Origin of the sequence: Vibrio sp. Y42_MX_L11 (assembly GCF_024181785.1) — a bacterium.
In the GTDB taxonomy this organism is placed as follows: Bacteria; Pseudomonadota; Gammaproteobacteria; order Enterobacterales; family Vibrionaceae; genus Vibrio; species Vibrio diabolicus.
Genome location: NZ_JAMZAP010000026.1, coordinates 20,515 through 33,710 on the forward strand (window position 1 = coordinate 20,515; position 13,196 = coordinate 33,710).

Annotated in this window: 12 protein-coding genes; 5 read left to right on the forward strand and 7 right to left on the reverse strand. The window is 43.7% G+C overall.

What is annotated here, in order from left to right; genetic code table 11:
* Window positions 1-174 precede the first annotated feature (174 nt).
* Window positions 175-573 (reverse strand): GFA family protein, encoded by a 399-nt coding sequence (locus NL643_RS20370; protein ID WP_046874937.1) that lies wholly within the window; start codon window positions 571-573, stop codon window positions 175-177.
* A gap of 259 nt (window positions 574-832) precedes the next feature.
* Here NL643_RS20370 and NL643_RS20375 point away from each other — a divergent pair, with 259 nt between their 5' ends.
* The 5 genes from NL643_RS20375 (at window position 833) to NL643_RS20395 (ending at window position 5,729) form a co-directional block, all read left to right on the forward strand.
* Window positions 833-1,804 (forward strand): tripartite tricarboxylate transporter substrate binding protein, encoded by a 972-nt coding sequence (locus NL643_RS20375; protein WP_253645070.1) that lies wholly within the window; start codon window positions 833-835, stop codon window positions 1,802-1,804.
* A 239-nt stretch (window positions 1,805-2,043) separates the two neighbouring features.
* Window positions 2,044-2,538 carry a tripartite tricarboxylate transporter TctB family protein gene (locus NL643_RS20380; protein ID WP_048626438.1) on the forward strand — a complete coding sequence of 165 codons (495 nt, stop codon included), beginning with the start codon at window positions 2,044-2,046 and terminating at the stop codon, window positions 2,536-2,538.
* Window positions 2,539-2,557: 19 nt separating this feature from the next.
* The gene (locus NL643_RS20385; protein ID WP_048626439.1) at window positions 2,558-4,084 is read left to right on the forward strand and encodes a tripartite tricarboxylate transporter permease; all 1,527 of its coding nucleotides are present in this window, start codon (window positions 2,558-2,560) and stop codon (window positions 4,082-4,084) included.
* A 277-nt stretch (window positions 4,085-4,361) separates the two neighbouring features.
* The gene (locus tag NL643_RS20390; protein ID WP_104971761.1) at window positions 4,362-4,877 is read left to right on the forward strand and encodes an adenylate kinase; all 516 of its coding nucleotides are present in this window, start codon (window positions 4,362-4,364) and stop codon (window positions 4,875-4,877) included.
* Window positions 4,878-4,958: 81 nt separating this feature from the next.
* On the forward strand, window positions 4,959-5,729 hold the full coding sequence (locus tag NL643_RS20395; RefSeq protein WP_161444731.1) for a sulfite exporter TauE/SafE family protein: 771 nt from the start codon (window positions 4,959-4,961) through the stop codon (window positions 5,727-5,729).
* 304 nt (window positions 5,730-6,033) lie between these two features.
* Here NL643_RS20395 and NL643_RS20400 read toward each other — a convergent pair whose 3' ends face one another.
* The 6 genes from NL643_RS20400 to NL643_RS20425 form a co-directional block, all read right to left on the reverse strand.
* Window positions 6,034-7,005, reverse strand: coding sequence for a TAXI family TRAP transporter solute-binding subunit (locus tag NL643_RS20400; RefSeq protein ID WP_006741544.1), 972 nt, complete (start codon window positions 7,003-7,005; stop codon window positions 6,034-6,036).
* Window positions 7,006-8,064: 1,059 nt separating this feature from the next.
* The gene (vopD, locus tag NL643_RS20405; RefSeq protein WP_253645071.1) at window positions 8,065-9,069 is read right to left on the reverse strand and encodes a type III secretion system translocon subunit VopD; all 1,005 of its coding nucleotides are present in this window, start codon (window positions 9,067-9,069) and stop codon (window positions 8,065-8,067) included.
* Window positions 9,070-9,079: 10 nt separating this feature from the next.
* Window positions 9,080-10,279: a type III secretion system translocon subunit VopB gene (gene vopB / locus NL643_RS20410; protein ID WP_253645072.1), complete on the reverse strand. Its 1,200-nt coding sequence runs from the start codon at window positions 10,277-10,279 to the stop codon at window positions 9,080-9,082.
* Between the two features lie 7 nt (window positions 10,280-10,286).
* Complete coding sequence (vcrH, locus tag NL643_RS20415; protein ID WP_253645073.1) at window positions 10,287-10,772, reverse strand: SycD/LcrH family type III secretion system chaperone VcrH; 486 nt, start codon at window positions 10,770-10,772, stop codon at window positions 10,287-10,289.
* A 12-nt stretch (window positions 10,773-10,784) separates the two neighbouring features.
* Complete coding sequence (locus tag NL643_RS20420; RefSeq protein WP_301339142.1) at window positions 10,785-12,833, reverse strand: virulence-associated V antigen; 2,049 nt, start codon at window positions 12,831-12,833, stop codon at window positions 10,785-10,787.
* A 19-nt stretch (window positions 12,834-12,852) separates the two neighbouring features.
* A complete protein-coding gene (locus NL643_RS20425; RefSeq protein ID WP_161445431.1) occupies window positions 12,853-13,137 on the reverse strand; it encodes an LcrG family type III secretion system chaperone in 285 nt (94 codons plus the stop codon).
* Window positions 13,138-13,196 lie beyond the last annotated feature (59 nt).

The following is a 13,196-nucleotide window of genomic DNA, read 5'->3' on the forward strand; positions in this document are numbered from 1 at the left end:
TTGTCGACAATTTAGACTAAGGTCGTAATTTAAATCGATGAAAATCATCTATTACGAGCTAAATTGAGGGGTAATTGCGAAGGAAAAAGCAAATTGTCGACAACTAAACACCTCTTAACATTATGATATAAAAGAAAAACAATTAAGCTGTCGAACAATTAAGGATACAAAAGGCTATTCTTTAGATGAAAATTGCTCAAAAACTTGCTGCGATGTCATCTTTTGTGAGGTGGGATTGAGGTCATAATACGCGGGCTTTTCATCGGTAAAGATCTCTAATGAGAGTTTGAAATCTGGATTGTCGAACAAACCAGCGGAGAGAATGTACTCGCCTGTCGGTAACAAATGATAGAAAAGGTTTGTGCCGCATTCGCCACAAAAACCTCTCACCGCCCAGTCAGACGATTGATAACGCTTTGGCTCGGCCCCCTTAAACGTTACGTTAGGACCACAATGCACAGCATGGAGTGCTCCACTCGACCATTTTCGACACATCGAGCAGTGGCATAGACTCACTTCATTCTTAGCATCTGCGATCACTTCAATAGCGCCGCACAAACATGTCCCTTTCATTCTCTGTTTCCTTATTCGTTTGATGTCATTCCATTATGACGCAATTGTTAGCACGCACGCGTGATGTGCAACCAATTTTTCAGCGTGAACTTTATGAACAAAATATCCGTTATGCTCAATATTCTCTTTATCGACGTTTTAAAGACATCAATTTAACACTTGATTAACCTTTGACACATCAGCATCCAGTTCGAGTTAAAAGCTGAAACAAAAATAAGACTCATCTAAAAATAGAGTCACCAACATAAGGAACGTGAACATGTTAAAGGTAATCAAACCAACGCTCGCCGCATCGATCATCGCAGCTTCATTTTCATTTAACGCTTTTGCTGCTGATGTAGAAAAAATGCATTTCTTGATCCCTGGAGGTGCCGGTGGCGGCTGGGACATGACCGCACGAGGTACAGGTGATGTGCTACTCAAATCAGACATCGTTGAGACGGTATCTTTCCAAAACCTTTCTGGTGGCGGCGGCGGTAAAGCCATTGCGCACTTGATTGAAACGGCAGATCGCCAAGAAGATACGCTGATGGTGAATTCAACACCGATCGTCGTTCGCTCTCTAACAGGTATTTTCCCTCAATCCTTTAGAGATCTCACTCCCGTTGCAGCCACCATTGCGGATTACGGTGCCATCGTAGCCTCTGTTGATTCGCCATACAATTCTTGGGAAGACGTAGTAAAAGCATTTGAATCTAACCCTCGCAAAGTGAAAATTGCGGGTGGCTCTGCTCGTGGCTCGATGGACCACCTCGTCGTTGCCGCCGCATTTAAAGGCGAAGGATTTGATGCGCGTAAAGTTCGTTACATCGCTTACGATGCGGGCGGTAAAGCCATGGCAGCCCTTCTTTCAGGCGAAACTCAACTGCTCTCTACGGGCCTAGGTGAAGTACTGGAGATGTCAAAATCTGGTCAAGTCAAAGTGCTAGCGGTAACTGCACCAAAACGCCTAGAAGCCGCACCAAACATCCCTACGCTAACAGAATATGGTAACGAAACTGTCTTCGCTAACTGGCGTGGATTCTTTGCTGCACCAGGTACTAGCCAAGAAAAGCTGGATGAATGGAATGCAGCATTTACCAAAATGTACAACACTGACGAATGGCAAATCGTCCGTGACCGCAATGGTTGGATAGACAACTACAAAGCGGACAAAGCGTTCTTCGCGTTCCTTGAAGAGCAAGAGCAACAAATGGGTGACTTAATGCGCGAGTTAGGCTTCCTAAAGTAACAGTCGAACTGGGTCCCTCAGATACCAACCTCACCCAATAACGTGAGGTTGGTATTTCCCCAACTGTATTTGCACTCTAAGTTTCACCGTATATGGATATTGTCAACAATCGGCATGCACACTCCTTTGTTTATATACCCAAAGCAGCTCGACTAGCAGCGAAATGCTTAATTGTTAATGGTTTAGTTTATTCATTAACGTCCATATGCGGTCTTTTTTATTTTTGTTAGGAGTTGAATATGTCTCGTTCAACCAACTTTTTCACCAAAGAATATTTGCTCTGTCGTGACCGTGTCGGCGCAATGATCTTTCTACTCTTCTGTCTTTGCTACGGTTATCAAACCTCACAAATTCCATTGTTCCCTGGTGATGAATACGAACCGTTCACCGCACGTACTTTGCCAACCATCCTGACTTACGTTGGTGCAGGCCTTTCTTTGTTATTACTGGTAACAGGACAACCAGATAAACAAAGTGGCGCGGTGCTGACCTTTAATTGGAAGTTACTGATCGCTTTCTTGGTTTTGATGGCGCTTTACGGCGTGGGCCTGACTTACCTAGGTTTTGTTATAGCTACTGGCTTCTTTTTATTGGCTGGCTTTTATCTGCTGGGGGAAAGACGTAAACCCGTTCTGTTCGGCGCGTCGTTTCCATTCGTGATCGCGTTCTATTTATTACTCACTCAAGGTTTGGACATCTACCTCGAACCGGGTTTGATTTTCACCATCTGGTAGTCAAAGAAAGGACTGAATTATGTTAGATGGAATTCTACAAGGTTTATCCACTGCAGTAATGCCAATGAACATCATGATGGTGATCGTTGGTTGTTTCGTCGGTACATTTATCGGCATGTTACCTGGGCTTGGGCCGATCTCAGCCATTGCTTTGATGATCCCAATTACTTATGGCCTAGAGCCCTCTTCTGGCCTTATTTTGATGGCGGGTGTTTATTACGGTGCGGTATTTGGTGGTTCTACGTCGTCGATTTTAATTAACGCGCCGGGTTGTTCTTCAACCGTAGTGACAGCATTCGACGGATACCCAATGGCTCAAAAAGGCCAAGCAGGTAAAGCATTAGCTTTGGCAGCTTATTCTTCTTTCACTGGCGGTACACTATCTGCCATTATGTTGCTTGTTGCCGCACCAGCATTGGCTAGCGTTTCACTTAGCTTCCAATCGTCAGACTATTTTGCGTTGATGCTACTTGGGTTATCAGCAGTCGCGGCTTTTGCGGGGAAAGGTCAGGTCATCAAAGCATGGATGATGACCATTCTTGGTTTGATGCTATCTACAGTTGGTATCGATAAAGGCGTAGGCGTTGAACGCTTTACCTTCGGTTTAACGGATTTAATGGATGGCTTTAGCTTCTTGTTGCTAGCAATGGCGACATTCGCACTGGGTGAAACATTGATGGGCATTCTTAAACCATCAAAAGACACCAGCGATGAAGAACAGGAAAAGCTGAGTAACATTGGCTCAATGAAAGTGACAAAGGAAGAAATCAAAGACGTCGCGCCCGTTTCAATTCGCTCTTCAATATTAGGTTTCTTCACTGGCGTTCTTCCTGGCGCAGGAGCAACCATTGCGGCTTTTTTAAGCTATGGTATGGAGCGCAACCTCGCACCTAAAGAGAAAAAGGAAGAGTTCGGTAAAGGCAGTATCCGTGGTTTGGTCGCGCCAGAGTCTGCGAACAATGCAGCGTCTAGTGGTTCATTTGTTCCACTGCTAACGCTTGGTATTCCGGGTTCTGGTACAACAGCAATAATGCTCGGTGCGCTGATCGCTTATGGTATTCAACCTGGTCCTCGCCTGTTTGTTGAGCACCCAGATGTGTTCTGGTCGGTGATCATTTCTATGTACTTCGGCAACATCGTACTCGTGATCCTGAACTTACCGTTGATTCCGTACATCTCAAAGCTTTTGGCGGTGCCTAGAACGGTACTTCTGCCGATGATTTTATTCTTCTCAATCACCGGAGTTTATTTGGTCTCATTCAATACCATGGATGTGTTCGTGATGCTGATTGTCGCTATGGCTGCCATTGCACTTCGACTCGCTAACTTCCCACTTGCGCCTTTATTGCTGGGTTTCATCCTTGGGGGATTAATGGAAGAGAACTTACGCCGCGCATTAATGATTTCAGACGGCGAATTGAGTTTCCTATGGGAGCGCCCTATTACCCTTACCTTTACTGTTTTGGCCGTATTGGTACTGGCAAGTCCACTAATCGTAAAGCTGATTCAAAAGTTTAAAGCACAACCAGTGAGCGTTGAGCAGTAATAGCTGTCTCTTTCAACCTAGATAAAGCCATCCATCGTGATGGCTGTTCTTTCTCCTATCAAATCGTTCACTTATTAAGCAAAATAATATTGACAAGTCATCGCCTATATATAAGAGTAGTTGCATGAATACACACTTAGCGCAACTTAACCAACGAATTATCATCATTCCATAGGAATGGTGGGATATTTGATGCGCTCAATATTTATCGAACCCACCCATAGCGGTGGGTTTTCTGTCTCTACCGTATGGGAAATACTCTCTTGGAGGTGGTCACATGCAAAAAGTAGCGGTTTTTGGTAAGCCCGGCAGCGGAAAATCGACGATAAGTAAAGCAATCGCGTCTGCTACCGATCTCCCTCTTCATCAATTAGATTCCATAGTCTATAAACCAAACGGTGAGCCCGTTGAGCGTAACGTTTTTGATGAAGCACATAGCAATATACTTCACTCAGATCGTTGGATCATAGATGGTCTGGGGCCTATCAGCTCCTTTAATGCTCGTTTAGATGCAGCCGATACTCTCGTTTATATTGATCTACCATACTCCGTAAGCTATTGGTTTGTGACGAAACGTCTCCTTAAAGGACTATTCATTAAACCCGAAGGTTGGCCTGATGGCAGTTCGGTATTGAAAGGAACGTTACAAAGCTACAAAGTTCTTCAGCAATGCCCTGCATTCTGGAATGATGACTTCATGTCTCGTCTCGAAGGGTACTCTCAAAGTAAAACCGTTCATGTCATCAAAAACGTTACAGAACTGAACAATTTTGTTTTAGAGCGGGTAAAGTAAACTTCATATCAGGACACTAGAGCATATGGGATGGGCCATCTAAAGCTCTAACAATGAAAAAGAACATAACAAGGATTGTTTATGCTTTTAGAACTAGCGCTTTTATTCGTTGCCGGCGTAGTTGGTGGGATCATTAACTCCATTGCGGGAGGCGGAAGCTTTATTACTTTTCCGGCCCTATTGGCGGTTGGTGTACCTCCAATTATGGCCAATGCAACAAATACTTATGCTTCATGTGCGGGGTACATTAGCGGAGCCGTTGGCTTCAGAGAAGAGATCATGAAGAACAAACAAGAACTGTTGTTCACAGTCTCATTCAGTTTAGTAGGTGGCGCTGTCGGAGCATATCTGCTGCTCAACACACCAGAATCGCTATTTTTGGAAGCCATTCCTTGGCTGCTCTTGTTTGCCACCGTGCTTTTCCTGACTGGTTCTCGTTTAACAATGCTTATCAAAACTGTCGCGAAAGAGCACAAACACGCAGGAATACTCGGAGCAATCGCTTTGGGTCTATTACTTGTTGGTGTCTCTGCTTACGGTGGTTTTTTCAACGCAGGTTTAGGGGTTATTGTTCTGAGTTATCTGGTAGTAGCGGGTCACCAAGACATTAATTTAATGAACGGTTTGAAATTGCTGGTATCTACGTGTGTTTCACTCATTGCTATCGTGATATTTGTTGCGAATGGTTCCATTGACTGGCGCACAGGTAGCGTTGTTTTGGTCGGTACGTTGGTGGGTGGTTATCTTGCAGCTCGTGTATCTCGTCAACTTAATCCCAATCATGTTAAAGGGTTTGTTGCTCTTTCTTCTGTTCTCATCACTATCTACTTTTTCATTGATGTTTATGCTTAATAAAGCTTGCACAAGTAGATAACACCCCTACAAAAAACGCCATCGCGAGAGATTAATGCTGATCGCTTAACGAGGTTTTTGTGTCATTACAGCGAGCCTTGGCGTGACTAGGGATCTAATAGCAGTACGCTGAGCGGCTAATGAAACAATTTTGACCATAAAGGGCTCGGATAGAAGATCCTGTATCACGCTCCTCCGTCGCTGTACAGGATGACGAGAGATAGAAATATGCCACTCGCTGTTAAACGAGTGGCATTAATCGAGAAAGATGGCGTTTTACATCAATAAGAAGAGAAAGTAACGGTTACTTAATCAGCCCTACTTCTTTGTAGTATTTGAGCGCACCCGGGTGAAGAGGCGCAGATAAACCGTCTTTTACCATTTCCTCTTTCTTCAAATTCGCAAACGCTGGGTGGAGACGGCGGAAATCATCGAAGTTTTCAAATACCGCTTTAACCACGTTATAAACCACATCTTCTGGTACAGCAGTAGAGGAAACAAACGTCGCACCCACACCAAAGGTTTGAACATCACTATCTGTGCCACGATACATACCACCCGGTACATTTGCGACACGGTAGAAGCTATTGTCTGCAACCAATTTTTCTACATTAGGTCCAGCTACCGTTACGATATTACTATCACACGACGTAGTGGCTTCTTTAATCGCTCCACTTGGGTGACCAACGGTATAAATCATCGCATCAATTTTGTTATCACAAAGTGCTTTTGATTGCTCTGCTGCTTTTAACTCAGACACAAGCTTAAAGTCATCGTTACTCCAGCCATACTGGCTCATTAACACTTCCATGGTGCCTCGTTGACCTGAGCCAGGGTTACCAATGTTGACGCGCTTACCTTTCAAATCATCAAAAGTTTTGATGTTCGCGTCTTTACGTGCAACGACAGTGAACGGTTCTGGATGAACGGAGAATACGGCGCGTAGTTCTTTAAAAGGCCCGCTTTCCTTAAACTTACTGGTTCCTTTGTAAGCATGATACTGCCAGTCTGATTGAGCGATACCGAGATCCAATTCACCAGCACGAATAGTGTTGATGTTATAAATCGATCCCCCAGTACTTTCTACCGAACAACGGATACCGTGATCTTCTCGCGATTTGTTAACCAAGCGACAAATTGCTCCACCAGTCGGATAATAAACCCCTGTTACGCCACCAGTACCAATCGTGACAAACGTTTCTTCCGCAGACGCAGAAAAGCCAGTTGTGAGTGCCGCTAAAGAAGCAGCAAGTGCGATTTGCTTAAACTTAAACATTGAACATCCTTTTTACCTGTGTTGATGACCGTTTAAGTATAGCAACCGTTAACAATTTGATAACGTTTGAGTTCTCATCCTTGCAGATTGGCTTAGCAATCACCATTTTTATCAGCATATTCTGCCATCATACAAGGCTCTATATAAGATGTAAGCGCAACCCGTATCGCATAGAAAATTAAATCTTTTTAAAATTTTTCATTTATGAAATGTTTAGACAGACATATCTATTCGAAATTATCTATTAAATAGAAACAATCAGGTCAATTACAATAATCTTGTTAAACAACCTTTACTCTATATAAATATGATGAATTATAACTCCAGACAAAAGACATGAGGCACTTGAAATAAACAAGACGAAAGAGAGAACAAATAATCGTTTAATATGCTTTGGAACTTTATCTCTCTTCTCTAGCATTTTATACCGTTTCGCATGAAATTTGCTCAGAAAGACAGTGCCATATTGTAGGACACCTTGACCTGATAAGAATATATTCAGAGTGTAGTATCGGACTCCATTATCAAGAGTATCTTCAAGATACTTCAACCAGTTGGATTTCAAATAAATAACAAACAAAACCCAAGTGAATATACCTAAAATTCCAACCGTAGTCAGATAAATAACTAAATCTGATGCTAAACTGATATCTTCCATCTTCGACTACTTATTAAGTTGAGTTTTATATAATTCTGTTCCCAAATACTCACCAGTCGAACCGCCATATTTTCCTTTTAAGTACTCCCACTACAAAAAACACTTTTTGTGAGTAATAATGACACTCTAACTCAATTTTATGCAACAAAGCCACTATGGAGTGATAACTTTGAGCTGAGTTCAACAAAAACAACAACTTCTATGCAAGATAAATCTCTTTTAGCATGATGATCAGATTATTGATGATTACTAAGGAAGCGGGATAGAGTAAATGTTTAACTACGTTATATTGTGTTACAAACCAATTCCTCAGTAAGTATCAATATCTAGTTGTTAGCTTAGATAACTGAAACAAAAAAAGCGTTGTATAAACAACGCTTTGTAGTTAATGAGATGGACGGTTACACCGTTGGGACTGACGCTCGCCACGCTTGGTTCTGACTATCTGAGATAGAACGGAACAAGTCACGTAGCTCTTTCAATAAACCTTCTTGGAAACCAATGTTTTCATCGGCTTTCTGTTTGGCTGCTTGTGCGCGAGTCGCTTGTACTTCATCATCTTTGCTGCGCGCTTGCGCTTTGGTTTGCTCTACATTCGATGCTGAGTTTGCCATCTGGCCCAAAGCTTGAAGAATAGCGTTCTTCGCTTGGTTTGAGCTCATCAACTTATCGAACTTACGGCCACCACTTGTCAGCTGCGCTGTCGTGTCTGCGATATTGTCTTTCGCTAGTGAGTGCGCACGCTTAACCTGATCTTGCTGAGTTTTAGACAAGCTATTGTTATTCAATAACTCTTCTGCTTGATCGAAGCCAGCTTTTTGCGTTTTCAGTACATTATTGCTCGCCATTTCATTCTTGATTTCTTTCCCTGCTTTGAAAGAACCAAGGGCACCAATAATTGCGGTAGCACCCGCTAATACACCCGAAACGACTGCCATCGCGATCATCGCACTTGCCGAGTTGTTTAGTTCTGCCGCTTGGCTTTCTAAACTCGCGACGTTTGCTTCAACAGCAATTTCACGTTGTAGCACTTGCTGCTCACGGCTCAGCTTTGATACTTGATACAACAATGTTAATAGCGTCAACGATTGTGATACCGCATCTGATGGTGACTTGATCACCTCCTCACCGTTAAGCGCTTTCATCGTTGTGCTCATTAATGAGCTCACCGTCGGTGCAAGAGCGCTCATTAGGTTTGCAACAACTTGAGCTTGGTTACTCACTGTAGGAGCTTTAGGCGTCTCTAACTGGTAGCGTGCTGCACCATAAACACCTGACTCACTTTGGCTTTTAACGGCGCCTGCTTCAAGCTTTGTTTCCGGCGCTTTTTCTGCTTTGTTGGTTTTAATGGTATCGCCTAAACCATACAGTTCGCCGCGTCCCGTTCCGCCTACTTTATCTAGCATAATAAACTCCTTATACCGTTGCAGGACGGCTTAACACCGTTTGCATGGTTTCACTTTTCGCTTGGATCATTTGCATGATGACGCTCATCAGCTCTTGGAAATCTTCCATCAACTTGCCAATTTCTTCTTTAAGCTTGTCGATGACGGCCTGGCTTAAGGTCATTTTGGCGCGAAGGTCCGTGATATCTGCCTGAATCTCAGTTACGTGAGCATTGTTAGCGGCATGAACACTGTCCGTAGCGCCTTTACCTACGTTGACGGCAATATCGACAGTTTCTGCTCCGTAACGAATCGCTTTTGCGGTCGTTGTCGCGGCTTTTGAGCCCATGTCCGCCACTTTCGCCATATTTGCAGCTGTTTTCGTAGCGATTTCTGTGACCTTTTGAGCTATCTTGCCAGCACCTTTTGCTGCAAGTTTCGCTATACCGCCAGCTGCTGCACCACCAAACGTCACAACAGCTCCGATAACCGCGACTGCGATTTCTAATGCCATTACGACTTTGTTTAGCACATCGACATTTACGCCCGCTTCTTTTAGCGCATCTTGAACGGCTGGCTCTTGCAGCGCCATGCTCACTGCTCCCATGACGCCACCAGCGATCATAAGAGCACCAGCTGCTGCACCAACACCCGTTGCCACCATTACGGCACCAACAACAATAGAAACCACCGCACTGATCCAACCAAAGATCTTCGCTGCTAAGCCTGATTTTTGGGCTTCTTTTGCAGCGGCTTCCGATTCTTTGATTTTGTCTTGGTTTTCCACCATCTCTTTTTCGTGCTTAGCTTTTGCGACCTTCACTTCCTGAATTTTCAGCTCGTTTTGAGCACTTTTCAGTTTATCCGTGATAGCAGCAAGCTCTACTTCAAAATCATCAGCAGAACCTGCGATGATTTTGACTGCAATCGAACCTGTTTGATCTGCAACTGCATGGAGAGATTTTGCAATGGTATCGACGATCTTTTGCAGCTGTGCCATGGCTTTTAGCGTCAAATCATTCACTTTGTCGCTAACAGCTGCGTTAGGTGCATCTAACTGAACTTTTACTTTTCCGGTGTTCAGTACATCTGCATCTTTACTCTTCACGTTTTCTACCGTCACAGAAGGCGTCGCTGTAGACGCCGTTTTCTGCAAGTTATCTAACGTGGCTTGGCCAGATTCAGGGCTATAAACCTGTGTCTGGATGCGGTCAAGTGCAATAGAACTCATAGTCTAATTACTCCTTTTTATTTCTCACCGCTTCTAACATGATGCCTGCACGCTCATGCAAATCTGCATATTGTGATTTTCCGGCAGACATCTCCTTCGCGCTGTAAAACCCACTCTCTGCTTCTGTCAGTTGTTCCAGTTTCAGGTGACATTCAGCAGAGTGAAAAGGTGGACGTGGATCATTTACGTCCACTAGCGCTGCGTAGCTGTAGGCGTCTATTGCCTGCAGATACTCACCCAACTCCTGACGAGCCGCGCCAAGGCCAATGAAAAATCGCGCCTGATAATGATCAAGCATGCTGAGTAATTGAAATACTTTCGCTGCTTGCTCAATCTTTCCCGATTGGAAAAAGTTGTAACCTACGGCATAAATATGTTCGATGGTGTCCTGAGACACATCGTGCAACATTTTTAGCGTGCCTCCCTCTTCCAGAAAAGACAGCTGCTCTTCTGCTTGCATTTGGGATGGATCGGTCGCGTTTGTTTTAGTCATGGTTGGTTATCCTTAAATGGCTCGTAGGATTTCTTGTAAAATACTGTGGTACTTCTGAACAAACTTGTTCATTGCTTCAACGGTCGAGTTGTATTGGGAGCTTGTATCATTTAGCTCTGTCGTTTTGATTTGAACTTCGTCGTTGAGTAGTTTGGATTTGTCACTGACCGAACTGGAAAAGTTAGATAGTTTTTTAACCTTTTCACCATCTTGATAGCTCTGATCTTTTACATCGACACCTTCATACTTTAAAAACATAAGGTGAGTGACCCTTACATCTTCAGGAGCGGGATTTACTCCACCATCAAGAGCTTGGTATTCGGGCTTAATATATTTCTCAATGTTTTCTTTGGTAAAAACAAACTCTACCCCATAAGTGTCGGCACTCTTGTAGACACTATCGGTATCAACGTTGTCTCTGCGTATTGCATCAAAATCGATGTAACTGTTGTTCAGTCTTAGAGTCTTACCTGGTCCAGGGTATCCCCACCCTTTATCACTACGGAAAACTTCCGCTAGATGTTTTAACTCAGGTGATTTGTAGAACTCTTCTCTTGAACTGTAGTTAAAACTGCTATAGTCAAAGGTATAATCTTTAGGGTTATAACTTTCACCATATGTACCGCCTCCGCTTTGTTTGCTATGAACCAAAGACTGCACTTCACCAAAGATTTTTAGCCTCGCTGTAAAAGATTGAAGCTCCTCTTTTTGCTGATTACGTTTCTCTAAACGGTTAACACGACGCTCATTTAGTGCAAGCAGCACTTGCTCATCAAAACGATCACCAATGCTAGATTCAACAACGGCCAACAAATCACGAGCCGTTAGAGAGTGCTCTGCTCTCACCTCACGATCCGCTTTCTCTTTGTCGGTGATATTGAGTAGACGCTCTTTCAATGCCCCTAAGTTCTTGCGCAATGCCTCATACCGCTCGGTAAACGAAGCCCCGGTAGATTCACTTTTTACTATTTTTTCAAACTGTAATCGGATATCTCGTTCAGTGTTTTCTTTGATCAAAGTAACTTGAGCTGGCGTTATTTGTGTCTTTTGGACATCGGCTATCGCGCTGTCCTGGTAAAAGTCGTCGATTTCTATATTTGTTAAACTCACCGCGAAGTTGGCGAACAGACTAGAAAGGGTCAAAGGCTCAGTTCTACCAATGACAGTGTTAAGTGCTGCTTTTAGATTGTTCGTTCCAGTCGCCTCACCATAAGCTGCGCTATATTGGCCTTTCACTTGAGCGGCCATTTCATCTAACGCTTCTTTAAGCTGCTGTTTAGAAATACCAGGAGTCCAGGTAATTCTGTTAGCTAGCGCACTTGCGTCATCGGTGCTTAAAGTAATACCGATACCTTGAAAACTACTTTTTAATTGAGCTGAGACTTGAAGAGCGAAACTCTCTTTAGTCAACAGGAAATCCGAGCTCTTCAGTTGCGCGAGATTAAGGGAACCTAAGCTACTAAAGGCATTGCGAAGAAAAGAAATAGAAGCATCTCTCACTTCACGGGAGCTCATTTGATTAGCAAGCTCTGCAACAAAAAGAGAAATTTCTTTGGTGGCATTAGCCAGACCTGTCTCGGAGAGGTTGGCGATCTGCTCCGCTTGGTTACTCTGAGTGCCCAAATTAAATTGACTAACAAACTCCGTAGATAACGAGCTATCTACGTTTTCCGTCAGTAACTTACTAAACCAAGACTGAAACTGATTTGATAGTGTCTGGTTTGTTTGAACATTTAACTCGGCTGCGGTTAATTCGCCATCTGAGTTAGCACTTTGTAGCGACTTTATCCAAACAGATGCGGTGTCGGTCAATGATATACCAGCAAACGCGTTATTTTTCGCTTTTAGGTTTTCAAGTGTATCAACATAAAGCGCGATGCTTTGTGATTCCGTTTGTCCCGAGATAGTTGGCAATGAAGAGATTAGAGAGGCAAGTTGCTGAGTCTCTGCTTCACCCAGTACAGGGGTAAATGCCTCTATCAAGTTTTGTTGGAAAGTGGGTAATGGTGCACTACTCGCAGCTGTGTCTGTTGCTCCTGTCGTAGAGCCAGTCGTTTTCATATTCGTCATTTCCAAACCTCTAAATCATCATGCCGCGCATCACTGTGGGACGCTTTCTGCGTTTACCTGACGTACCTTGTAGCTGATTTTGTTGTTGCCGGCGGCGCTGGACTTCGTCTATTAGCTCTTGCTCTGCACGTTTCATGGTATCTACTGGCGCTTTTATGCCGCCAAGTAAAACATCACCCACAACAGGACCAACACCTAAGCCTTCCAATAGCTCGTTAAAAATATCGGTTCTGTCTTCAGCTTTTCTAATGGCAAGCTCAGCGTTCTCAATCGCATCGGTAAACGGTTGCTTCATCTTGATTCCTATCTTAAAGCGGGTCATCTCATCGGTGCTGTCAGTAACAGTCGTGAGTT

What these genes read in the sequence shown, in the direction of transcription:
- NL643_RS20370 (WP_046874937.1), bottom strand. Translation starts at nt 573, where the DNA reads ATGAAAGGGACATGTTTGTGCGGCGCTATTGAAGTGATCGCAGATGCT.
- NL643_RS20375 (WP_253645070.1), top strand. Translation starts at nt 833, where the DNA reads ATGTTAAAGGTAATCAAACCAACGCTCGCCGCATCGATCATCGCAGCT.
- NL643_RS20380 (WP_048626438.1), top strand. Translation starts at nt 2,044, where the DNA reads ATGTCTCGTTCAACCAACTTTTTCACCAAAGAATATTTGCTCTGTCGT.
- NL643_RS20385 (WP_048626439.1), top strand. Translation starts at nt 2,558, where the DNA reads ATGTTAGATGGAATTCTACAAGGTTTATCCACTGCAGTAATGCCAATG.
- NL643_RS20390 (WP_104971761.1), top strand. Translation starts at nt 4,362, where the DNA reads ATGCAAAAAGTAGCGGTTTTTGGTAAGCCCGGCAGCGGAAAATCGACG.
- NL643_RS20395 (WP_161444731.1), top strand. Translation starts at nt 4,959, where the DNA reads ATGCTTTTAGAACTAGCGCTTTTATTCGTTGCCGGCGTAGTTGGTGGG.
- NL643_RS20400 (WP_006741544.1), bottom strand. Translation starts at nt 7,005, where the DNA reads ATGTTTAAGTTTAAGCAAATCGCACTTGCTGCTTCTTTAGCGGCACTC.
- vopD (WP_253645071.1), bottom strand. Translation starts at nt 9,069, where the DNA reads ATGCTAGATAAAGTAGGCGGAACGGGACGCGGCGAACTGTATGGTTTA.
- vopB (WP_253645072.1), bottom strand. Translation starts at nt 10,279, where the DNA reads ATGAGTTCTATTGCACTTGACCGCATCCAGACACAGGTTTATAGCCCT.
- vcrH (WP_253645073.1), bottom strand. Translation starts at nt 10,772, where the DNA reads ATGACTAAAACAAACGCGACCGATCCATCCCAAATGCAAGCAGAAGAG.
- NL643_RS20420 (WP_301339142.1), bottom strand. Translation starts at nt 12,833, where the DNA reads ATGAAAACGACTGGCTCTACGACAGGAGCAACAGACACAGCTGCGAGT.
- NL643_RS20425 (WP_161445431.1), bottom strand. Translation starts at nt 13,137, where the DNA reads ATGAAGCAACCGTTTACCGATGCGATTGAGAACGCTGAGCTTGCCATT.